Origin of the sequence: Psychrobacter sp. PL15, assembly GCF_035984995.1 — a bacterium.
Classification (GTDB): domain Bacteria; phylum Pseudomonadota; class Gammaproteobacteria; order Pseudomonadales; family Moraxellaceae; genus Psychrobacter.
This window is the reverse complement of the sequence record NZ_JAXCIB010000004.1, coordinates 13965-36897: the sequence shown is the minus strand read 5'-3', so window position 1 is coordinate 36897 and position 22933 is coordinate 13965. Positions and strand designations below refer to the sequence as shown.

Here is a 22933-nt window from a genome sequence, read left to right as displayed (position 1 = left end):
GTTGATGTTTTCTGTTATATCGAGATGTGTGCGGTCTGCTATGGCACATCAAGGAAGCTCGCGAATGTATGGACGGGCGCTGGTATTAATGCTATCAGTCCTTTTTAGCTATCAGTCCTTTTTAAAACCGCCTAAAAGTCACTGTCGAGCGAATCAAAAAGGCCATTACTCTCAGACAAAAAGTGCTTTTTAATCGTTCAGTCTGAGGTGATGGTCAGCTGTTCTGCTAGGGTAAAGAATGGGGTCGCAGAACGCTGAAAATCAAGACCACTCTCTAAATGATTCAAATGCTGATCAATCAATAAGATAAAGCGTTCTTCATCGTGTGCCTCAAGCGCCTGTACGATACCCAGATGTTCATCTTCGGCGCAGTTAGAAGAGCCAACCTTGTTGTATAGTCCAATGATCAAGGTAGTACGCAGCGTCAGTTCGCTCAAGAATCGTTCCAGAACCTGATTGTCAGCAATTTTAGCCAGATGCATATGAAATATGCGTGATAGGCGCAGCTCTGCTGGTTTATCGCCTTGCGCGCGCGCGTTAGCCTCAGCGGTGATGGTATCACGCATATCAGAGAGGTCTTGTAGGCAGACATTTTTTATCACACTACGCGCTAAGGTGCGCTCAATCGTGCGGCGCGCTTCAAACACATCGCAGGCTTCTTTGGGCGAAGGGGTTGAGACAAAAGCCCCTTTATTAGGCTGCAACTGCACCACATGCATAGTAGCAAGCGTAGAAAGTGCGCGCCTAACATTGGCTCTATTACATTTAAAAATATCACTCAGCATCTGTTCGCCCAGCTTGGTTCCGGCTGGTAGACGCTGTTCTGAAACGGCAGCCGTGATTGAGCTTATGATCGCCTGTTCAGGGGTTTCATCGGTTCCAGCGCTTGGTTTTTCTGCTTTTATTGTATTCATGGCCGCAATTATAGTGTGCTATCTCCCCCTTCACAACAAATAAAGCAAACTTTCGGTTGTTTTGTTAACAATAATGATTAATACTGTTTGTTAACAAAATATAGTTGTTGTTAACAATATTATGATCAACAGTGAGGCTCTATGAAAATCTTAGTTATGAACCCCAATTCGACGACTTCTATGACAGATAAGATCGTAGAAAGCGCGCGTCAAAAAGCCAGCGCTGGTACCATAATTATTGGGGCTTCTGGGACTGATGCCCCTGCATCTATTCAAGGGCATCACGATGAAGCTATGTCGGTACCTGGTTTACTTGCGCGCTTGAAGCAAGCTGAAGAAGACGGTATCGATGGAGTGGTGGTTGCTTGCTTTGATGATCCTGGTATTGGTGCCTGTCGCGAAGTGTTTTCGGGTCCAGTTCTCGGAATTTGTGAAGCGGCAGTTAAAGCTGCCAGCATGATTTCAACGTCGTTCAGTGTCGTTACCACCTTGCCTCGTTCTGTGCCTGTGATTGAGGAACTTATTCACGGTTATGGTTTGTCTCATCGCTGCAGACGTGTTCGTTCTGCCGCAATACCCGTACTAGCACTTGAAGAGCCTGGCTCAGGCGCGCGTGAAAAAGTTCGTGATGAGATCTTGCGCGCTATTCAAGAAGACAATTGCGAAGCCGTTGTCTTGGGCTGTGCGGGCATGGCAGATTTGACAGAATGGTTAACCCAAGAAACTGGTGTTCCTGTTATTGATGGTGTGACGGTTGCCACTCGTATGGTTGAGGCTCTAGTTGGTTGTGGTCTAAAAACCAGCAAAATTGGTGCTTACGCGAAACCCATTCAAAACTAAGTAATCTTAGATTGATCGAGACGTTTTCTCAAGGAAGGAGAATATAATGCAAAACGCAAAACTGGCTACCGCATCAGGGGTTGAGACACTTGACCACAAAGGAGTAGGGCAAGAGAGTCTTGCACCACAAACCACGCGTATTATGGGTCCTTGGTCCTATCTATTTGCTTGGCTAGGTGGCTGCGTATCCATTGGTACTTTTACAGTGGGCTCCGGTCTGGTCGGTACGTTGAACTTATTGCAAGTGGTGGTGGCGATCACAATCGGTTGTACCGTCATTGGTGCGGCGCTGATGATCAATGGTCGCGCCGGCCATAAGTACGGCATTCCGTTTATGGTACAGTGCCGGTCTGCATTCGGTTTTTCTGGTAACCGTATTCCAGCAATAGTGCGCTCAGTGCCCGCCATTGTATGGTTTGGCTTTCAAAGCTGGATCGGGGCTGGCGCGCTGAACCTAGTGTCAGATACCTTGTTTGGCTACAACAACCTTGTGGTCTTCTTCATTGGTTTTCAGTTCTTACAAATTGGCCTATCGGTTCTGGGTTTTCACGGCATCAAATGGCTTGAGAATATTGGTTCAGTTTTCATTATTGGCTCACTCGCTTATATGTTTTTTAGTGTCATTAATAAGTATGGTGATTCCATCTCGACCAATCTTATCAATGTTGAAGGTACTTGGGGTACCCCATTTTGGGGTGCAACGATGTTATTTTTAGGGGTTTACAGCACGATGATGCTGAACGTCTCTGACTATTCGCGCGAATTGCGCAAGGAAGTTGGGCTATTCCGTCAAGTCGCCATCTATGCCAACTCAATTCTACCTGCAACTCTATTCATGGGTTTGATCGGTCTGATGGTCACTAGTGCTACTGGTGAAGTTGATCCCATTAGTGTGTTTTCTAGCGCAGTCGATAACAAGCCTTTGCTAGTAATCACTATGATTTTCATCGCTTTTGCACAAGTTACGACCAATATTTTGAACAACGTCGTGCCACCAGCTTATGCTCTAATGGATATTTTTAACCTTAAGTTTAAAACAGCGGCTGTTATTGTTGGTTTGCTTGCATTTTGTACCTTCCCTTGGGAACTAGTGAAAGACGAATCTGCTGCAGGATTAAATATTTTTATCCAAACCTATTCGGCATTCCTAGGTCCGCTATTTGCAATCTTAGTCGTCGATTATTATTTCATTCGTAAGCAAACGCTTGATCTTGACAAACTCTATGATGAAAATGGCCCTTATAAAGGCGTCAATATGGCAGCAGTTATTGCTATGGTTGTCGGCGTGGTAGTTGCACTGACGTTCTCAAGTATCTCTTGGTATGCAGGCTTGCTTCCAGCTGGCGGACTTTATTGGATCTTAATGCATAAGCTGCCTTCCGCAAAACGCTTCTTGCCGTAAACTTACTTACTCAGTTGATCGGTACAAAAAAACCCCACGGTAGCCTATACTTCCGTGGGGTTTTTGTTTTCGATATGGTGATTATCTTATGCAGGCTTTAGGTAGCGTGATATACAAAAGCAGGTGTTATTTAGAGGGTGCTTGACCTTTATTAAGTAAGTTTGACCTTTATTAAGATTGCTTTGTCGCCTAAAACTACTGAGGTAAAATATTAAGATAAAAAGAGCGATGTTTATTATCGCTAAGCTTAGATAAAAAGGTATGAATATTCTTAGCAACGTTTGATTATTATGCTGGTTTATCCACTGTGAGTTAGAAAACTATTTATTAGTAATTGATAATTAATTTTCTAGGCTATAGCTAGCCATACTGTCATTAACTGTGCTATAACTATTGATCACGCTAGTGCAGTTATCTATTTTAGCGTCCTAAAACTAACTGTTAGAATATGGCTATCAACAGCTAGTCTGTAAAAAAGCAGTGGCTACTTAATATAACTGTATTCTTAAATAACAATCTCCTTAAGTAACCATGATTTTCTCAAGTAATAAAAAACGTTTTAATTCGTTCGCTATTATCGTAAAACTTACTATCATCAGCACTAAACCTCTGGAAAACCATCCAAGCCGTCATTATCCGTAGATTAAGTACTCTATCTGCAATATTACAGACCCATTAACGTCTTAAAACTAAGCGACCAAGTACCATTGCGAGTCACATTCGGGCATAACTATGCAAATATTCGCTGCCAAAACTTATGCCTGCAATTTAAATCTATCGTCTATATTGGACCTGATATCTAAAAGCTAACCGTTATGCTTGGTATTATATAGTGACGTCTGAGCCTCCTAACCGGCAATAGCGATGATAAATAAAATAGGGCACTTAGTTGTTGTTAGACCATTAATTAAGCCAGTATTATCCCAAAGCAGTTCCACTCAAAAACTACCATGCAAGGAATAATTATGAAAATAGGTATCCCAAGGGAAGTTAAAAACAACGAAAATCGTGTTGGTCTACCACCGAACGGCGTCAGCGCTTTAGTCGATAACGGCCACCAGGTTTATGTCGAAACCGATGCTGGTATCGGTTCACAGTTCACTGATGAAGATTACAAAAATGTGGGCGCAACGATCGTTGATAGCGCTGCCAAAGCGTGGGATGTCGAGCTGGTCATCAAGGTCAAAGAACCTCAAGCTGAAGAATACCAATATTTCAGAGAAAATTTGACCCTGTTTACTTATCTGCATTTGGCCGCTGAACCTAAGCTTACTAAAGCACTGGTCAATAGCAAAGTAACAGGAATCGCTTATGAGACTGTGCAGTTAGCAGATAATTCATTACCACTTTTAACCCCAATGAGTGAGATTGCAGGGCGGATGAGCACACAAGTTGGGGCACAATTTTTGCAAAGTTTTTATGGCGGCAAAGGGATTTTACTCGGTGGCATCCCAGGCGTGAAAAAAGGTAAAGTTACCATCATCGGTGGCGGTGTGTCCGGTACGGAGGCGGCCAAAATTGCTATCGGTTTGGGCGCAGACGTCATTATTTTAGACTTAGATCCCAAACGTCTCAAGCAGCTGTCTGAGCTGTTTGGCAATGATGTACAGACACTGATGTCGACCAAAGTCAATATTGCCAATAGCGTACGCGATAGCGATTTGGTCATCGGTGCGGTATTGATTCCGGGCGCAGCAGCGCCGAAGCTGGTCACTGAAGCTATGATTGAATCGATGAATGATGGTGGCGTTGTCGTTGATATCGCTATTGACCAGGGCGGTCTGTTCGAGACCACTGACCGTATTACTACCCATGATAATCCGACTTATATTAAGCACGGCATCATCCATTATACCGTTGCCAACATCCCTGGTGCGGTACCACGTACAGCGACTTTGGCCCTATCTAATGTCACCTTGCCCTATGTACTAACGCTGGCCAAAAAAGGCTTTAAGCAAGCCTGTATTGACAATCCTGCCTTTGCAAAGGGGGTCAACACGACTCAAGGTTATGTGACTTATAAAGCGGTTGCGGAAGCGTTAGATTATGATTATAAAGAACTAAGCTCGTTAATAAGCTAAGCTTTTTAATTGGCTATGTTGTTAAACCAATAAAAACGTGAAGAAAACCAATAGTCTGCTAACTGTGCATGATTGTCATTGCTGTTGTTATTGTCGATGAAGTGCCTATGTAGCAGATTGTTTTTATGGTTTCATGCCATTCGATATTTATGAGAAAACAGTCACTAACTAAGACTGATTAACAGGCAGTTAACGATCAATTCTATCGCTTCTTTGATAGAGATTATTAAGGTTTACATAGGTTTTCAGACAATGCAATCAGGATATTGCCTGAAAACCTATCAGCCAAAGTGTCTAATACTAAAGCTAAAAATATTGCCAGTAAAAGTTATTACTGTTTAACCAAGTGAACTAAACCAAAGTCGCAATTTAAGTGACCATAACGGTTGGATACCCGTTAGGCCTTGAGTCATCTCGCCATCTTTTAATATCACATATGATGGGGTTACTTGTCCCTGCCAGTCAGCGAAGATGTCACCTTTTTGATCATTGATGGTCGTAAAGTTATAACTATGTTGGCTCAGATAGCGGTGTAGCTCCTGGTCGGTACCTGACTTTATGGCAACAGTTACCACTGGATAATTTCCTTGCGCCGCAAGGGTATTTACTGATGGAGAAGTCGTGCGGCATATCGGACACCAGCTTCCCCAAAAGTATATCAGCGTTGGTTTTTCGGCACTTAACTGGACCAAGTCCACAGTTTGCCCTTGATAATCGGTAAGCTGTAACTGTGGATTAGCGGGCATGACGGGTTGCCGCCACCAATTAATCGCGGTATAAACTACCACAAAGACCATGCCATATAGCAGCACCGTTTTGAGCACTGATAGCAGCTTTTGTCGGGGGCTTTTGTTAGGAGGTTTTTTGTGTCCTTTTTGAGGACGGGGTGGTTTTTTTAATTTAACATCAGTATGGCTAGTATTAACGTTGTCGTCGTTGGTATCAATAGTCATAACATCTGCTTTTTTGAGTGTATGGTGTTGGATCAATCATTTCTTAGACAAAAATAAACGGCTGAATGGTCAGCCGTATTATTAAATCTTTAATTAAATCGTTTTCTTTGAGAATTCGATTTATAAAACCTAAGATTTTAACAGTTAAGGTTTTTGTGCCCGTCCTTGTAATGGATTGCCCTCTAGCACGCTACCTGAGTTTTCACGGCGTTCTTCATCAGTTAGTCGACTGGCTGAAACGCGCGCTTTTTTCTTCCATTTCAAGCTATATAGATCGTCACGGCGGTCGAGCAGGTTATGTACTGAGCCTTCGTTACGAACGTGGGTAAGTTTATCAAGGTTAACATCAGAGAAGAAGATCATCTCAGTATTGGCTGTGGTTTCGGCCATGATGGCATCGTGTGGAAAAGCAAAGTCTGATGGCGAAAAGACAGAGGACTGTGCGTATTGAATATCTAGGCTTTCAACTTGCGGCAAGTTGCCCACTGAACCACAAATCATCACATAGCACTCGTTTTCGATGGCGCGGGCTTGGGCACAGAGACGCACACGTAGATAGCCGTTTTTGGTATCGGTCCAAAACGGCACAAACAAGATATCCATATCCTCAAGCGCCAGCAGACGTGACAACTCTGGGAATTCGATATCATAGCAAACCAAAATCCCAATACGTCCGGCATCAGTATCGAATACTTGAACTTTATCACCGCCTTCAATGACCCACGCGCTACGCTCATGCGGGGTAATATGAATTTTGCGTTGCTCTTCAACCGTACCATCACGGCGGCATAGATAGCTGACGTTATATAAAGTATCGTCCTCATCCAACAACGGCATAGAACCTACGATGACGTTGACGTTATAAGTGACCGCTAAATGCGAGACTTCATTTTTAAACCATTCGGTATAACCCGCTAAGAAGCGAATAGCAATGTTTTGGTCGGTAGATTCGCACAGTCCCATCAATGGCGCATTAAAAAATTCAGGCAGACAAGCAAAATCAGAGTTGTAGTCAGCCATCACATCGACAAAGAATTCGACTTGTTGTAGTAGTTCCTCAGGGGATTTGACTTCACGCATTTGCCATTGAATACCGCCAATCCGAACTTCAGACTTACGGGTATTGGGCTTATAATCCTGCGGATCGTAATAAATATTAGACCATTCAAGCAGGGTCGCAAAGCCTTTAGACTGTTTGTCATCAGGTAAATAAGCGGTCAGAATACGTTTGACAATAAAACCATTAGACAGCTGGAAAGACAATGCTGAGTCGTGAATTTCACGCGACTCAACGGCATCAATATATTCGCCTGGCGTTAGGTCTTTATGATTGTAATAATTAGGAATTCGGCCACCGGCTAAAATGGCACGGAAGTTCAACTGTCGGCACAGCTCTTTACGGGCATCATACAGCCGGCGACCAAGACGATAACCACGATATTCAGGATCAATCAGCGCATCCAAACCATAAATAGCATCGCCTTTTGGATTATCTTTGATGATCTCTTTTTGTCCAATTAAGTCATCATAAGTATGGGGGTTCGAAAACTTCGCATAATCAACCCGCATGGACAGCACAATCCCAATCAACTGATCATGGTCGAACAAAGCAATTTGCCCTTCAGGAAAGGCGTCAATCAAGGTGTGGATAGTCGTCTTTGACCACGAACCACCTAAGTTGGCATAAACACGATCCATTAAGACTTTTAATTGGGGATAGTCTTTTTTCTTAATTTCGGCAATCGTAAGATGAAAGTCATCGGTTTTTTCTATTTTGCTCATGATATTCCTGTTTTTGTACTGACTGGTTTTATATTTACTGGTATTACAGTAGGCTATTTTACCAGTCATGATATGATTTTTGAGATATTAAATTATTCCGTAATGGCTTAAGACAACTGTCAAAATTGATATCAATAATCACCTGTTACCGTTACAATACCTTAATAATAACAATGATCTTTTAATCTATTGATTATTACCACCGTTAATATGAATATAAACCAATAGCCATATGCTCTGTGGTTGTTAGCAACAATGAGTAATAGAGCAACTGCCCGTTATTGCAAACGTCTATCATGACGAATCGAGCCAATTTATTAAGCGGCAACTGTGCACGCTATCATAACAATCTCATCCATTAATAAAAGCGTAACGTGGTAAGCGTTTGCTACCATTTTGTGAGTGACTAATCATGTCACTAGTTTTGCAATGCCCTGATTTAGTAATAAACGTTGTATGGTTGATAACTTAATTGTCTTGGATATAAGCTATTGCTTATATTTATCTGGGTTTATGAGTCGCATGTTGCCGCTATTTCTAGGATTATCTTACTATGCCTCTACATCATATTGATATGGTCAAAACTTTAGAAAAAATAGAAGAGTCAGCAATGATTCGACTGGTCTATATTAGTAGTCTGACCCTAAAGGGACGAATGAGTGCGTCAATGTTCGAGCAAGTAGAAAAGAGTGCTAGCGCCTATAATCAGCAGCGTGATATTACGGGTATTTTATGTTATGGCAATGGCAACTTCTTGCAGTGTATTGAGGGTAATAAAGCACAAGTCATCGCCTTACAACGGCATATTTCTTTAGATAATCGCCACAAAAATATCAGAGTGCTATTATTAAAAGAGATCGATCAGCACACATTCCGTGATTGGCGGATGCGCTTATTATTTTTAGAGCGTTGGCTGTGGTCTCCTGCTACTAAGCAACAAGTTGCTCAGTTATCACCATTTTTACCGTTTACCCCCCACAGCTGGACACCTGAGCGTGCTGAACAGTTCTTACAAGTCATTAATACCCTGGATACCCCGCCCCACATTAAAGTCGCTGGTATTACTTATAATGCGTTAGGTAATATGTTTCGGCATATTGCTGCCCCGCATCAAGCGTTTTTGATTGTTCAAGGGGTTCTCAGTCTGCTGATTGTCGTGGCCTTGCTATTGTTGTTTTTATAAGCGCTTGCTAAGCTATCTATAGCTGCAAACCTGATAACTTATTTATAATAAGCGCAGCATAAAAATGACGCTAAGTTTTGACACTTAGCGTCATTTTTTAAGTTAAATAAATGTATTAAGCGAATACCATAGTCAATGAAACGTAATATCGATACATAACGTACTGCTGGCATAAACTTTTCTTGCTTGCTGTGCCTACGCAGACAGAGGCTGCAAAAAGCTTATACCAGCAGTACCGTCGCGTTTTAAGGTATTTTAACTATACTTGTTTAACAGGTTATTTACATGTCAAAAATCTTACCCCGGTTCATAATATTATTAGGATCGAAGACTTTTTTAATCTCCTTCAAGTACTCAATCTCGGTCGCACTGCGACTGTAGTGTAAATACGGCTTTTTGGTCATGCCCACGCCATGCTCGGCTGATACTGAGCCACCATATTTTTGCACGATCTCAAACACATACTTATTGACCACCTGACATTCTGTAAAGAATTGGTCTTTGTCCATATTTTCGGGTTTTAGAATGTTCAGATGCAAATTACCATCGCCAATATGACCGAACCAACAAACTTCAAAGTCAGGGTAATTGCTGCTGACAATATGATCAATCTCATCAATAAAATCAGGCACGTGACTGATCAGCACTGAGACATCATTCTTATAGGGGGTGAATGCCGAGATGGTCTCTGAAATATACTCGCGTAGCTTCCAGAGCTCTCGTGCTTGCGCGATACTTTGACTCATAACGCCGTCAACCACCCAGCCTTGTTCCATACAGTGCTCGAATATCGCCATGGCCTTGTCCATAATCGGCTCATACGGCGTCTCAAACTCCAATAAGGTGTAAAACTTGGTGCGTGAGGCGAATGGTTCTTGCACTTGACCGTGCGCCATTAATTTATCAATGGCGATACTGTCAAAAAACTCAAAGGCAGTCAGGTCAATTTGAGCTTGAAAGGCAGACAGCACATTCATGACATCGGTAAAGTTATCCATGCCCAGTACCATCACCGTCAAGTCTTGCGGTGGACGCTCAAGTTTAATCTGTGCATGGGTGACTAGACCGAGCGTGCCTTCACTACCGATAAACAGCTGACGCAAATCATAACCAGTCGCATTTTTGACCATACCGCGGTTGAGGTTCAAGATATCGCCCTTACCAGTCACCACGGTCAGTCCCATAATCCATTGACGGGTCATACCGTAACGGATGACTTTGATACCGCCTGCATTGGTACCGATATTACCACCCATTTGGCTTGAGCCTGCTGAGGCAAAATCGACGGGATAATATAGGTCTTTGGATTCAGCGAACTGTTGAAGCTGCTGGGTCACGACCCCGGCTTCAACTTCTACCAATCGGTCAGCAGGATAAAAGGTACCGATATGGTTCATTTTATCCATGCTGACTACAATCTCGCCATTGGCCGCTACTGCGCCCGCAGACAAGCCCGTCCGACCACCGCTTGGGGTCAGTACCACATTATGCTCATTGGCCAGTAGTACTAATGCTTGTACTTGCTCGGTGGTTTTTGGGAAGACAATCGCAGCAGGAGCAGGTGCAAAATGTTTGGTCCAGTCTTTGCCCCAGTGCTCTAAGCTTTTGGTATCCATTTTAATTTGGGTGGCATCAAAGTGATGGTTATTAATAAGTGTGCTTAAGATAGCGTCGACAGCAGCGGTATCAATGTTGGCATTAGCGACCAGCGTTTCTGATGCGGTCATGGCTTCTGATGCGGTCATAGTAGTCTCGATTCTTTAATTTGAAACAATAGATGAGGGAGTAGGTAAGAGCGGCTCATAAGTAAGGCAGCTATAGTTGATTGACTATAATACCGCTACAGAGTCAATGTCGCTAACCATATGGATACATGGTCTGCGTTTGGTATGTGGCTTGCGTTTTTCTTGCTTGCTGTGCCTAGGCAGACAGAGGCTGCAAAAATCTTATACCAGCAGTACTGTCGCGTTTTTAAGGTATTTTAACTATAGATAATAAAATATCAGCGCGTCACTATTTTTTTGTTCTTTATAAGCAGAATAACCGAGCTTTATGGTCGGTTATTATAGCTGATAGCTATAATGGTCTCATGAGTTATAAAATAGTTTAAGGTCAATATTAGCACATTGTTCGCTGTTATTTGGCATAGGATAATCACCAGCGAGTTTATCATAGTATAAAATAGTAACTATTTATTTAGGTCTGCTTATTTAGGCCTGCGCTCTAACATCGGCGCTGAATTTTGTGTAAGATGATCGAATTGTTTTCGTTTCAGGTTCAATTTCACTCATAGCACACTATTTATAAAATAGTTATAGGGCAGATTTCAATGGCGTTATCATTACAAAAAGATAAAATCCGGTTTTTATTGCTTGAGGGTTTACACGAAAATGCCCTAAAAATATTGAAAAACGCGGGCTACAATAATATCGAGAATCTCAGCCATGCGCTAGATCAAGATGAGCTGATCGAAAAGATTAAAGACGCTCATTTTATTGGTATCCGCTCACGTACCCAGCTGACCCGTGAAGTGCTTGAACATGCTGACAAGCTCATTGGTATTGGCTGTTTCTGTATTGGTACTAATCAAGTCGATTTGGAAGCGGCCCGTGAGTTCGGTATTCCGGTCTTTAACGCCCCGTTTTCAAACACTCGCTCAGTCGCTGAGCTAGTATTAGCCGAAGCCATCATGTTATATCGCGGTATCCCTGAAAAGAACGCCACTGTCCATCGCGGCGGTTGGGGTAAGTCTGCCAAAAACGCTCACGAAGTGCGCGGCAAAACGATCGGTATCGTCGGTTATGGTTCTATTGGTTCACAGCTGTCGGTACTGTCCGAAAGCTTCGGTATGAAAGTTATTTATCATGACGTCGTGACCAAGCTACCATTAGGTAACGCTTATCAAGTCGGTAGTTTAGATGAGCTGTTGTCACAAGCAGATATCGTCACGTTACACGTTCCTGAAGTGGCCAGCACTCGCTATATGATGAAAGCGGCGCAGTTCGCGCAGATGAAAGAGGGCAGCTATTTTATCAATGCCGCACGCGGTACGTGCGTTGATATTGATGATCTGGCGGCTGTACTTGAGTCTGGTAAAGTCTTAGGCGCGGCAATTGACGTCTTTCCCAAAGAGCCAAAATCTGCTGACCAAGAGTTTGAATCCCCGCTACGTAAGTTTGATAATGTCATCTTGACCCCGCACATCGGGGGCTCAACTCAAGAAGCACAAGCCAATATCGGCTTTGAAGTAGCAGAGAAGTTTGTTAGATATTCTGACCAAGGCGATACCATCACAGCGGTGAACTTCCCAGAAGTTGCGATTCCGTTTAAAGAAGGGACTCATCGTCTGCTACACATTCATAGAAACGTACCAGGCGTATTGTCACAAGTTAACCGTTTATTCGCTGAGGCACATATCAATGTCTTAGCGCAAAGCTTGATGACTGAAGGCGGTGTGGGTTATTTGATGATGGACGTGGATTATCATGATTCCGATGCTGCTATTGATCAGCTTAAAGATGTGGAAGAGACTATTCGCTTACGTATTTTGTTTTAAAGTTAGCGCTTAAGCGTTAACCTTAACTAATAATCTGTATTAGTAATCCTAGTTCGTATCATAACTAATAGCAGGCAGTTTTTAAAATTGTCTGCTATTTTTTATCACTTAAATGGTGTTTATTTGAGCATTGCTACATATAGTATACTTTTTGCTATATAAGTTAACATTTCCTTCATTGTAAGATTGGTTTGATAATCTATACTACACAGCTGAAGACCATTATCGATGTCAACTTAACGATTTTATAGTAATGTTAATCAGTATGTTTTACTGTTTTTTAATTTAAAGGACGTTTTATGAAAATGAATATAATGAAAGCAGCAGCACTCGGTGGCGCATTGGCCATGACTGCGACTGCCAGCTATGCTGCTGACCAAGATGCTTATCAACTGTCGAGCCATATTCTCGATATTAGCACTGGCAAGCCTGCACCAGACGTGAATGTCCGTTTGATGCAGCAGCAAATTAATGGCAGTTGGAAGTTGTTAGATACCCAAAAGACTGGAGCAAACGGTCGTATCGGTGAATTTTTACCGAACGAAGGTAATATTGATAATGACGGTACTTATAAGCTTATCTTTGAAACCACGCCATACTTCCGTAATCAAGGTTTGGAATCATTTTACCCCTATGTTGAAGTGAACTTTAACGTCAAAGGTGATAACCATTACCATGTACCAATCACTTTATCTCCATACGGCTATAGCACCTATCGTGGTAGCTAAGCACTACTGAGTAAGTGAACATAAAAAAGAGCCGCTCTATTTATTTATAGAGCGGCTCTTTTTTATGGGCGGTAGTTTATAATTAGGGTTCAGTTAAGCACTGTGACCATAGCAATGGGCTAAAGCGCGCTTGACTCTATGATTCGCAAACCTTCAAAGTTGCTCAAAAATATCCATAGCAATTATAATGTCTCGTAAGCTACCTTGATTTAGCATCCGCTTTGCGGCGAGCTTCAGTCTTAGCCGCTTTGCGTTTTTCAATGACATCAATCACTTCACCACCAATATGTACTTCACCACGTTTTATCGCGAAATGCATTTGACGCTCACGCTCGCGAAACCGTGCCTTTTGCTCGTCAGTGGCTTTACCAATACAATGTGGGCAGGATTCACCTTTGATATAAGCGGCGCTTTGTTGATCCGCTGCTGTGATAGGCATACGGCAAGCAAAGCATTGCTCGTACTCACCCTTTTCTAGGTTGTGATTGACCGAAACCCGGTTATCAAAAACGAAGCAGTCGCCTTGCCACATGGACTCATCGCTAGCGACTTCTTCTAGGTATTTTAGGATGCCACCCTCTAAGTGGTAGACTTCTTCAAAGCCTTGTTGGCGCATAAATGCCGTTGACTTCTCACAGCGAATACCGCCAGTGCAGAACATCGCCACTTTTTTATGCTTGCTGGGATCCAGCTCTTTTGCGACATAGTCTGGGAACTCACGGAAGGTTTCTGTTTTCGGATTGACCGCATTTTGAAAGGTGCCAATTTGTACTTCATAATCATTACGGGTATCGATAAGAAGCACTTCAGGATCTGAGATCAGTGCGTTCCAATCGCTTGGCTTGACATAGCGGCCAGCTGATTGTAGCGGGTCAATATTCTCCACGCCCATGGTGACGATTTCTTTTTTCAGCTTCACTTTGGTGCGATAAAAGGGCTGCTCATCAGTATAGGATTCTTTGGACAGCAGGCTACCAATCGCTTCAATAGTACGTAGGTAGTCAAGGACCTTATCAACCCCTTGACGGGTACCAGAAATCGTACCGTTAACCCCTTCAGCCGCGATTAATAAGGTACCCTTCACTTCACTATTGAGCATAGTGTTTAAGAGGGGCTCGCGGTATTGCTTAAAGTCAGCCCAGCGCGTGAATTTATAAAGCGCAGCGACTACAATATTATTGGTTTCGCTGTCGTATTCGGTGGCATGGGTAGGTGTGCTAGCCACTTTGGCTGGCGTATTTACTTGGGTACTACTCATTACTCTCTCCTGCTGGCTAAGTCGTAAACCTAGTGCATCGGGTTAAAAAGGTTTTTTTATTTAAAGAAGGGTCAATAACATTGGCATAAATGTGGAATTGGCCAAATGCTGGCGCAGTGTAACAAATTAAGCCTCATTTTTGAATGTTTTTGCATATTTTATGATAGTTATGACTTCAATAATTTAGGCCGTTATTATTCAAGGTCATTTATCCTGCTAGTAGACCTTGCTATAGTAGTCGCTTGTTAGATACTTTGTTTGATTTCATAATTTTATCTCATTACATCGTTTAAGGCGCTCGTATGTCCCTATTTCAATCCGTCGTTGTCACTAGATATGTCAATCAGCTTGATACACAGCTACTTGATCAAGCTTGGCAGCGTTACACCGATTGTTTTTTAGATCCGTTAAAGCAAGATAATATTCGCTTAAGTAAAGAAGAGCAATATCAAGAAGGCTTCTTACGTGATCTGTTCGTCGATGTGTTTGGCTATACTCTAAATCCCAACCCTGACTATGACATTACTACTGAGTTCAAAAACCAAACCAGTAGCAAAAAAGCCGACGGCGCGATACTCAAAGATGGTCATGCTATCGGGGTGATTGAGCTAAAAGGCATGAACACCACGGACCTTAGCAAAATCGAGCAGCAAGCCTTTGGTTATAAGAACAATCAACCCCAATGCCGTTATGTCATCACTTCTAACTTTCAAAAACTGCGCCTATATATCGACAATGCGGTCGAGTATGAAGAGTTTGATTTATTTGCCATAACCCAAGATAAATTTGCGCTGTTGTATTTACTGTTACACCGTGATGGGGTCATGGCAGATTTACCCGCCAAGATTAAGTCTGAATCGTTGTCGCAAGAAGAAGCCATTACCAAACAGCTATACAAGGACTATTCGGTCTTTAAGCGTGAGCTGTTCGCTGATTTGACTGCCAACAATCCTGATATTGATGCGCTAACATTATTTCAAAAATCGCAAAAGTTACTTGATCGGCTGTTATTTATTTTCTTCGCCGAAGACAGTCAGCTGCTACCGGCCAACTTTGCCAAAGGTATTATTAGTGAGTGGGAACAGCTCAAAGCCCTCAAAAGGAATGAGCCGCTGTACGACCAAGTCAAACAGTACTTTTCATTTTTGAATGATGGCTATAAGGATGAGCACTGCGAAATATTTGCTTATAACGGTGGTTTGTTCCGGCCTGACGAGCTACTAGATAAAATTACTATCAGCGATGAGCTGCTACGCAGTCATATTATTATCCTATCAGAATATAACTTTGCCAGTGAAGTCGATGTCAATATCTTGGGTCATATCTTTGAAAACTCCTTAACCGAGCTGGACGAAGTTAAAGCCGAGCTGGCAGGCGAGGCAGTGGACAAATCGCAAACCAAACGTAAAAAGGACGGGGTCTTTTATACGCCCAAATACATTACCAAATATATTGTTGAGAATACTATTGGTAAATTATGTGAAGATAAAAAGTTAGAGCTAGCGTTGAATGAGGAAGATTATCAGCAAGACGTTGCCCTTAATAAAAGCGGTAAAAAACGGAAAAAAACTGATAAGAGAATTGCAGAAGAAAAGGTAGCGTTGGAGCGGTTACACGCTTATCGAGACTGGTTATTACAAATTACGATTTGTGATCCTGCCTGTGGTAGCGGGGCATTTTTAAATGAAGCATTAAACTTCTTAATTGCTGAACATGGCTATATCGTTGAGCTTGAAACTAAGCTGTTCGGTAGCGGTCTGGCATATCCTGATATCGAAAACAGTATCCTAGAAAACAACTTATTTGGGGTAGATATTAATGAAGAGAGTGTCGACATTGCCAAGTTGTCTCTCTGGCTACGCACCGCACAACCTCATCGTAAGCTGAACGACTTAAATAACAATATCCAATGTGGTAACTCGCTAATTGATGATCCTAAGGTGGCAGGAGATAAAGCCTTTAACTGGCAGACGTCATTCCCACAAGTCTTTGCCAATGGTGGCTTTGATGTGGTGATTGGTAATCCGCCTTACTTGAGAGTTCAAGGTCTAAAATCACACTTTCAAAATGAAACCGTCTACTATGAGAAGAATTTTAAAAGTGCAACTAGACGATATGATATATATTCACTTTTTCTAGAAAAATCTTCAAAGATTCTTAATAAGAAAGGAAATATTTCTTTCATTCTACCTCATAAGTTTTTAGTTGTAGAAGCAGGTCATGGCATAAGATCATTTCTTGCTGAAGAGCGTTTAGTGAATTCCATAATACATTTTGGAGAGAAATCAGTTTTTTCTGACGCATCGACCTATACTTGTATAATCAATTTAACCTTAGACCGAAAAAACACTCTTTATTTCAAAAATATTAGTCCTAAAAAATTATTCGACGAGGAAGTATTCAAAGAAATTGATTATTCGAATTTAGGTGGTGATAATTGGAATTTGATTGATAGTAGTACAAATAGCTTAATCAGTAAGCTTTCTAAAGAAAATAATCTTCTAAAAGATGTGTTTAGCTCGATAGGAGCGGGTATTGACTCTGGGGTTGATGATATTTTTATTTTATCTGGAGAGATAAAAGGTGAGTACTTTGAAGGTTATTCTGAACAGTTGAAAGAAAATGTAAGGTTAGAAGCTAGTGTTATGAAGCCAGTATCAAAGGGTGAAGATATAAAAAAATATAGCCGCCCAAATTCCAATAACTTTATGCTTTATCTTCATTACCATAATGGTAAAAAGACAGTTCCATTTGAGGAATATTTTATTGAAGATAAGTTTCCATTGGCTTTTAACTACATAAGTAAATTCAAGGAAGAAATGATTTCCAGAAAAATTAGAAAAAAAACTAACCCGAAGTACTGGTATAGTTTACATAGATCTAGAGATATACTAACTTTTCAAAACGAAAAAATTATGACACCTGAAATATCATATGGTACGAATATGATTTTCGACGAAAAAGGGTTGTTTCATAACACTAAGGTTTATTACTTAGTAAAGAAGAAAGGTAATTTAGAAAGTTATAAATACTATTTAGCTATACTTAATTCTTCGATAATGTGGTTCTTTTTAAAGACTACAGGCTATGTTCTAAGAGGTGGATATTTTACTTTTAAAACTAAATTTTTGGAACCTTTTCCGTTACCTACAGTAGCTAGCATGGAGAGTCAGTTATTGTTGTCAGAGAGAGCAGATTTGATGTTATCGTTAAATGAGAGTCTACAAGACCTAACGGGCAGATTTATCCGAACATTGCAGCGTAAGTTCGATTTAGATATGCTGAGTAAAAAGCTAGAAAACTGGCACGACCTCACTTACGCAGACTTCATCAAAGAGCTGGGCAAAAAGAAAGTAAAAATGAGCTTGGGTGATGAAGCGGAGTGGGAAGACTACTTCCTAGCTGAACACTTCAAAGCGCAGCAATTAACATTGCAGATTGAACAAACCGATAGCGAAATTGATCAGATGGTTTATAAATTATACGACCTAACCGCCGCTGAGATTGCCATTATCGAAGCCAGTTAACGGTTTTAATTCTACGTTTTTATTTATTCTAAACTCAAAAAATCCAGCAAATAAGCTGGATTTTTTACCATTAAGCTAAGACTGCATCTTACTTACTGACTTATCTAACTTACTTACTCTGAAACCAACGATCTGCTTGGCTACGAGCGTTGGCGATGTCTGAGCTTGACAAGTTCAATGCCAATTGACCAATTTTGCCACGAGCTTTGCTACGTACTTTTTCGTCTAACATACCATCACGGGCAGCCAGGTCATACCATTTATAGGCATCAACTAAATTCTTTTGCTTTTCATCCAACAATGCAAGCGTATAGCTGGCACGGTTATCACCGCGCATCGCAGCTTTTTCTAACCAAACACGAGCTTGTTGTAAGTTTGGCTTGACGCCTTCACCGCGCAAATACATGATAGCAAGGTTAAGCTGGGCAGGAGCGACGCCTTGTTGTGCAGCTTTGGTATACCACTGAATCGCTTGCTGAGTATTTTGAGCGATACCTTGGCCTTTTTGTAAGCGCTTGGCTAGATAAAACTGTGCATGATCGCTACCTTGGGCGGCGCGGGCGGACAACTCACTGACTGGCATAAGCTCAAAACGTGAGGTATCAAGCGGTATATTGGCGGTTAATTCAGCGTTTGCTAGTCCAGCACAAGAAAATAGGGCAGTGAACAAGGCAGCTTTTAATAATTTCATAGCAGCTCCAAAATTAGGCAGTCGATAAGCAATGGATAAAGTTACACCATAAAAATAAGGTTTTTATATGGCAATAACCATTAAGTCAGGCGTTGCAATATTAACTTACCTAAGTATTAGCAGTTTTAAAGTATTTTACGCTAACTCAACAGATAAGTGGTTGTAATAAGGGCGTCTTTGACAACACTTTGCTAGCTTACCACCCAAACTTACGAAACTCAAATACTAATTACCCAGTTTGACATCGGTGTCACCAATATAGTCAGTAACAAAATCATGTAGTTACGAAGTGGTGATAAAAATTGCATGTCAAGCGAAGAATAAGTAAAGTATTCACTACATCCAAATCCTATTTCAAGCTGGATTTAAAACGCAATAGCAATCACCGCTCAGCGAAAAATAATGTTAAGTCGATCTGCGCTTAGTAACCCGATAAATCGCTACATCTGCTAATAAATTAGGCGCTTGCCGTATCAATGCCGTCATTAGAGGCGAATGACCTTTATCAGAGTCACTCACAGCGAAGCGATTAATAATATGAATGTCATGCTGTGCACATAGCTTTTCAAAATCTTTAAAGGTACACAAATGGATATTTGGGGTGTTATACCACTCATAGGGCAACGCTTCTGAAACCGGCATTATGCCTTTGAGCCCCAAATGAACACGGTTTTGCCAATGGGCAAAATTAGGGAAAGTGATAACGGCTTCGCGTGCCACTCGTAGCATATCGAGCAGTAGTACATCAGGCGCCTTGACTGCTTGTAGCGCGCGCGCCATTATCACGGTATCAAAGCTGTTATCAGCGAAGCGCTCTAGACCGTCATTAAGATCTTGTTCAATGATAGATAGTCCCTTAGCAATACCATCATTAATCTTTTCTTCGTCAATCTCCAATCCGTAGCCAGTGACGCCGCTATTTTTTTGCAAGTGCGCGAGCAGCTCGCCATTACCACAGCCCAAGTCCAGCACATGTGACTGCGGGGCAATCCAACGCTCGGCCAATTGATAATCCATTCTCATGAGCGCTCTCCTGTTGCTTGGCGGCTATCGGTAATAAATGGCGCTGTTAAAAAGCCTTTAACCGCGCCCATATAGCGTGGAATATCGAACAAAAATGAATCGTGACCGTGCGGTGCATCAACATTAATATAGCTGACTGGCTTGCCGGTCGCCATGAGGGCGTTGACAATCTCTTGGGAACGCTCCGGTGCAAAGCGCCAATCGGTAGTAAATGACACCACCAAATATTGGCATTGGGTGTGGGCAAATGCAGCCTTCAAGGCGGTGAGCTCATGGTGGCTGTAATCCTGGTCATCATTCATACTGGTTGTGGCAGTATCATATTCACTATCAGTGTTATGGCCAATAGCTTCTGATGACTCTGCCCATGACGATACTGATGATTTTGCTATTTTTTCTTCGGTTAGTGTTGATTGTTGTGCTGATCGTTTTGATGGCGATAGCTCAGCTGATTCACTTGGATAATCGCGCGTGGGATCAAAATAATCTAAAGCTTTGGTCATTAATAGATAAGTATTGGCATCGAAGTTTTCGCTAAAACGTTCGCCTTGATAGCGCAAATAACTCTCAACCTGAAACTCCACATCATAGCCATACATAAACCTGCCCGACTTAAGATCGCGACCGAACTTTGCCTTCATCGCATCATCGGTTAAATAGGTGATATGGCCGACCATTCGCGCTAGGATGAGACCGCGCCGTGGATAAGTACCCGCTTGTAGATAGCGCCCATCTTTAAAGTCAGGATCAGATAAAATAGACTGCCGTGCGACTTCATTAAAGGCAATATTCTGTGCCGATAGTTTAGGGGTACAAGCAATAACCACGCAGCGCTTAAGCCGGTTTGGATAATCCACCGCCCATTGCAGCGCCTGCATACCACCCATCGAACCACCAACGATGGCATGCCAGACCTTAATATCTAAGCGATCTGACAACATCGCCTGCGTTTTGACCCAGTCTTTAATCGTTATTAAGGGAAAGTCGGGACCATAAGGGAGCGGGGTGTGGCCCTTTTTAGTGCTGTCGGTATTAACGCTATCGGTGTTAATGCTATCTGGATTAATTGTGGTCGGACCAGTAGAACCAAAGCAGCTGCCAATATTGTTGACACAAACCACAAAAAACTGGTTGGTATCGATGGCTTTATTTGGTCCAATCATATTGTCCCACCAACCTGCTTTTTTGTCATCGCTACTGTAGAAGCCAGCGGCATGATGGCTACCAGACAAGGCATGGCAAATCAATATTGCGTTTGAATGGTCGCTATTTAGCGTGCCATACGTCTCTACTATCAAATCAAACGAGGGCAGCGTACGGTTGCATTCTAAAGTCAACGGCTCAGCAAAGTGAAAAGTTTGGGGTGTGACTATACCGACTGAGCCGATTAAGCCAGACGAATCAGCAGAATCACCTGAGCCGGCTGAATTAGAGCTATCATTGGTGGAGTGGTCACTGGTAATATCAGGACGTGCGTTCAAGGCTACCTCGCAAAACAACAGTCATCAATAAAAATAAAAATAAAAATAAAAGCAAAACGGCAATATACCCTAAAGCTCTGCTCGCCTATTGTATGGCGATGCGCGTATGAGTACAACCTTCGCGCCAGTCTATTCTACAATACCCAAATAATTGTTCTACGATATGCCTTCAAAATCATTTCATTTGTTATTTTGAGGCACAATTAATTAACGGACTGCGTCTTTTGCGAGGCGCTTGTTGCCTCATAAGATGCTACACTAAAGGGGCTTAATAGTCGTATTATTTAACCAGCGTTTCTTCTATAATCTAATTATTATATTTTAACAATATTTGGTAGCTATTAACTGTGACTTAACAGAAAGTCACTTAAGTTCTTAACCTATTTCTCTATTTTAATAATATACTGAATAACACAACAGATCTCTTTATTCCCCATTTCTCATAACTACTTATAAGATTTGCCGCTATGAAACCTGACTTACCTCCACGTATTGCCGTCTTATTAATCAATCTTGGTACACCTGACGAGCCAACTGCACCTGCGGTAAGGCGTTATCTACGTCAGTTTTTATCAGACCAACGGGTAATCGAGCTTCCTAAGCTTGTATGGGCGGTTATTCTCAATTTATTCGTGTTGCCCAATCGTCCTAAGCGCGTGGCAAAAGCTTATGCCAGCATTTGGGATGGCGATTCGCCGATGCGCAAAATTCTCAATCAACAAGTTGAGATGTTGCAGCCGCGATTGGCTGAGCATGCGGAGCCATTTCGTGTGTCCGTCCATGCGGCGATGAGCTATGGTAATCCGGGTTTGCCTGAAGTTATGGACAAGCTACGTGCTGAGGGTGTTGATCACTTTGTGATGTTACCCTTATTTCCACAGTATTCAGCAACCTCAACGGGTGCCGTCTATGATGCGATTACTAAATGGACGCTCAAACAGCGTAACTTGCCTAACATTACGATAGTGAAAGACTACTTTGCCCATCCACTATATATTAAGGCTTTAGCAGATAGCATTCGCCGCTTCCAAGCAGTAAATGGTAAACCTGACAAGTTGATGTTTAGCTTTCATGGTATTCCGCAGCCGTATATGGACAAAGGCGATCCGTATCCTAGACGTTGTAAATGTACCGCCGCGCAAGTGGCACATGAGCTAGGACTCAATGAAGATGAATGGATTATTAGTTTCCAGTCACGCTTTGGTAAGCAAGAATGGGTCAAGCCTTATACTGACGTCATATTAGATGAATGGGCCAAGTCTGGGGTAAAATCAGTCCAAATTCTCAGCCCTGCTTTCTCATCTGATTGTCTAGAAACTTTAGAAGAATTAGCGATTGAAAACCGTGAAAACTTCATTGAAGCGGGCGGCGAGGAGTATCACTATATCCCAGCACTTAACGCAGATGAAGCACACATAGACTTATTAGAAGCCATGAGTGCACCATTGGTAAAAGGTTGGGCAGGCACATTAGATGGTTGGGCATAAACTATTTTAACTATAGTCAATCACTAA

General features: G+C 42.0%; 16 protein-coding genes. 8 read left to right on the top strand and 8 right to left on the bottom strand.

Annotation, left to right across the window (positions count from 1 at the left end):
* Positions 1 to 197 precede the first annotated feature (197 nt).
* On the bottom strand, positions 198 to 914 hold the full coding sequence (locus tag RCH20_RS04695; protein WP_209955345.1) for a GntR family transcriptional regulator: 717 nt from the start codon (positions 912 to 914) through the stop codon (positions 198 to 200).
* Between the two features lie 141 nt (positions 915 to 1055).
* On the opposite strand from RCH20_RS04695, the gene RCH20_RS04690 reads away from it, so the two are divergent.
* The 3 genes from RCH20_RS04690 to ald all read left to right on the top strand — a co-directional run bounded on the left by RCH20_RS04690 (position 1056) and on the right by ald (position 5237).
* Complete coding sequence (locus tag RCH20_RS04690) at positions 1056 to 1754, top strand: aspartate/glutamate racemase family protein (RefSeq protein WP_209955344.1); 699 nt, start codon at positions 1056 to 1058, stop codon at positions 1752 to 1754.
* A 46-nt stretch (positions 1755 to 1800) separates the two neighbouring features.
* Positions 1801 to 3156 carry an NCS1 family transporter gene (locus RCH20_RS04685; RefSeq protein ID WP_327192779.1) on the top strand — a complete coding sequence of 452 codons (1356 nt, stop codon included), beginning with the start codon at positions 1801 to 1803 and terminating at the stop codon, positions 3154 to 3156.
* A gap of 965 nt (positions 3157 to 4121) precedes the next feature.
* On the top strand, positions 4122 to 5237 hold the full coding sequence (ald, locus tag RCH20_RS04680) for an alanine dehydrogenase (RefSeq protein ID WP_209955340.1): 1116 nt from the start codon (positions 4122 to 4124) through the stop codon (positions 5235 to 5237).
* A 338-nt stretch (positions 5238 to 5575) separates the two neighbouring features.
* Here ald and RCH20_RS04675 read toward each other — a convergent pair whose 3' ends face one another.
* Entirely contained in the window at positions 5576 to 6034 is a 459-nt protein-coding gene (locus tag RCH20_RS04675; RefSeq protein WP_327192887.1) for a protein disulfide oxidoreductase, read from the bottom strand.
* A 300-nt stretch (positions 6035 to 6334) separates the two neighbouring features.
* Positions 6335 to 7972: a carbon-nitrogen hydrolase family protein gene (locus tag RCH20_RS04670; RefSeq protein WP_327192778.1), complete on the bottom strand. Its 1638-nt coding sequence runs from the start codon at positions 7970 to 7972 to the stop codon at positions 6335 to 6337.
* Positions 7973 to 8525: 553 nt separating this feature from the next.
* On the opposite strand from RCH20_RS04670, the gene RCH20_RS04665 reads away from it, so the two are divergent.
* Positions 8526 to 9155, top strand: coding sequence for a BLUF domain-containing protein (locus tag RCH20_RS04665; RefSeq protein ID WP_327192777.1), 630 nt, complete (start codon positions 8526 to 8528; stop codon positions 9153 to 9155).
* Positions 9156 to 9436: 281 nt separating this feature from the next.
* On the opposite strand, the gene RCH20_RS04660 is transcribed toward RCH20_RS04665, so the two are convergent.
* A complete protein-coding gene (locus tag RCH20_RS04660; protein WP_327192776.1) occupies positions 9437 to 10900 on the bottom strand; it encodes an FAD-binding oxidoreductase in 1464 nt (487 codons plus the stop codon).
* A 578-nt stretch (positions 10901 to 11478) separates the two neighbouring features.
* Between RCH20_RS04660 and serA the strand changes: the two genes are divergently transcribed.
* Both serA and uraH read left to right on the top strand, forming a co-directional pair.
* A complete protein-coding gene (gene serA / locus RCH20_RS04655) occupies positions 11479 to 12711 on the top strand; it encodes a phosphoglycerate dehydrogenase (protein WP_327192886.1) in 1233 nt (410 codons plus the stop codon).
* A 299-nt stretch (positions 12712 to 13010) separates the two neighbouring features.
* A complete protein-coding gene (uraH, locus tag RCH20_RS04650; protein ID WP_209955329.1) occupies positions 13011 to 13439 on the top strand; it encodes a hydroxyisourate hydrolase in 429 nt (142 codons plus the stop codon).
* 199 nt (positions 13440 to 13638) lie between these two features.
* Here the strand turns inward: uraH and trhO are convergent, their stop codons facing one another.
* Positions 13639 to 14697 carry an oxygen-dependent tRNA uridine(34) hydroxylase TrhO gene (gene trhO / locus RCH20_RS04645; protein ID WP_327192775.1) on the bottom strand — a complete coding sequence of 353 codons (1059 nt, stop codon included), beginning with the start codon at positions 14695 to 14697 and terminating at the stop codon, positions 13639 to 13641.
* Between the two features lie 302 nt (positions 14698 to 14999).
* On the opposite strand from trhO, the gene RCH20_RS04640 reads away from it, so the two are divergent.
* On the top strand, positions 15000 to 18224 hold the full coding sequence (locus RCH20_RS04640) for an Eco57I restriction-modification methylase domain-containing protein (protein WP_327192774.1): 3225 nt from the start codon (positions 15000 to 15002) through the stop codon (positions 18222 to 18224).
* 109 nt (positions 18225 to 18333) lie between these two features.
* Here the strand turns inward: RCH20_RS04640 and RCH20_RS04635 are convergent, their stop codons facing one another.
* The 3 genes from RCH20_RS04635 to metX all read right to left on the bottom strand — a co-directional run bounded on the left by RCH20_RS04635 (position 18334) and on the right by metX (position 21326).
* Positions 18334 to 18915, bottom strand: a complete 582-nt coding sequence (locus RCH20_RS04635; RefSeq protein WP_209955324.1) for a tetratricopeptide repeat protein — start codon at positions 18913 to 18915, stop codon at positions 18334 to 18336.
* Positions 18916 to 19320: 405 nt separating this feature from the next.
* A complete protein-coding gene (metW, locus tag RCH20_RS04630; RefSeq protein WP_209955322.1) occupies positions 19321 to 19938 on the bottom strand; it encodes a methionine biosynthesis protein MetW in 618 nt (205 codons plus the stop codon).
* A complete protein-coding gene (gene metX / locus RCH20_RS04625; protein WP_327192885.1) occupies positions 19935 to 21326 on the bottom strand; it encodes a homoserine O-acetyltransferase MetX in 1392 nt (463 codons plus the stop codon). Before metX ends, metW begins: the two co-directional genes overlap by 4 nt.
* A 560-nt stretch (positions 21327 to 21886) precedes the next feature.
* Between metX and hemH the strand changes: the two genes are divergently transcribed.
* On the top strand, positions 21887 to 22906 hold the full coding sequence (gene hemH, locus RCH20_RS04620) for a ferrochelatase (protein WP_209955318.1): 1020 nt from the start codon (positions 21887 to 21889) through the stop codon (positions 22904 to 22906).
* Positions 22907 to 22933: the final 27 nt, after the last annotated feature.

What these genes read in the sequence shown, in the direction of transcription:
- uraH (WP_209955329.1), top strand. Translation starts at nt 13,011, where the DNA reads ATGAAAATGAATATAATGAAAGCAGCAGCACTCGGTGGCGCATTGGCC.
- RCH20_RS04660 (WP_327192776.1), bottom strand. Translation starts at nt 10,900, where the DNA reads ATGACCGCATCAGAAGCCATGACCGCATCAGAAACGCTGGTCGCTAAT.
- RCH20_RS04690 (WP_209955344.1), top strand. Translation starts at nt 1,056, where the DNA reads ATGAAAATCTTAGTTATGAACCCCAATTCGACGACTTCTATGACAGAT.
- metW (WP_209955322.1), bottom strand. Translation starts at nt 19,938, where the DNA reads ATGAGAATGGATTATCAATTGGCCGAGCGTTGGATTGCCCCGCAGTCA.
- hemH (WP_209955318.1), top strand. Translation starts at nt 21,887, where the DNA reads ATGAAACCTGACTTACCTCCACGTATTGCCGTCTTATTAATCAATCTT.
- RCH20_RS04675 (WP_327192887.1), bottom strand. Translation starts at nt 6,034, where the DNA reads ATGGTCTTTGTGGTAGTTTATACCGCGATTAATTGGTGGCGGCAACCC.
- trhO (WP_327192775.1), bottom strand. Translation starts at nt 14,697, where the DNA reads ATGAGTAGTACCCAAGTAAATACGCCAGCCAAAGTGGCTAGCACACCT.
- RCH20_RS04665 (WP_327192777.1), top strand. Translation starts at nt 8,526, where the DNA reads ATGCCTCTACATCATATTGATATGGTCAAAACTTTAGAAAAAATAGAA.
- RCH20_RS04685 (WP_327192779.1), top strand. Translation starts at nt 1,801, where the DNA reads ATGCAAAACGCAAAACTGGCTACCGCATCAGGGGTTGAGACACTTGAC.
- RCH20_RS04635 (WP_209955324.1), bottom strand. Translation starts at nt 18,915, where the DNA reads ATGAAATTATTAAAAGCTGCCTTGTTCACTGCCCTATTTTCTTGTGCT.
- RCH20_RS04640 (WP_327192774.1), top strand. Translation starts at nt 15,000, where the DNA reads ATGTCCCTATTTCAATCCGTCGTTGTCACTAGATATGTCAATCAGCTT.
- RCH20_RS04695 (WP_209955345.1), bottom strand. Translation starts at nt 914, where the DNA reads ATGAATACAATAAAAGCAGAAAAACCAAGCGCTGGAACCGATGAAACC.
- RCH20_RS04670 (WP_327192778.1), bottom strand. Translation starts at nt 7,972, where the DNA reads ATGAGCAAAATAGAAAAAACCGATGACTTTCATCTTACGATTGCCGAA.
- ald (WP_209955340.1), top strand. Translation starts at nt 4,122, where the DNA reads ATGAAAATAGGTATCCCAAGGGAAGTTAAAAACAACGAAAATCGTGTT.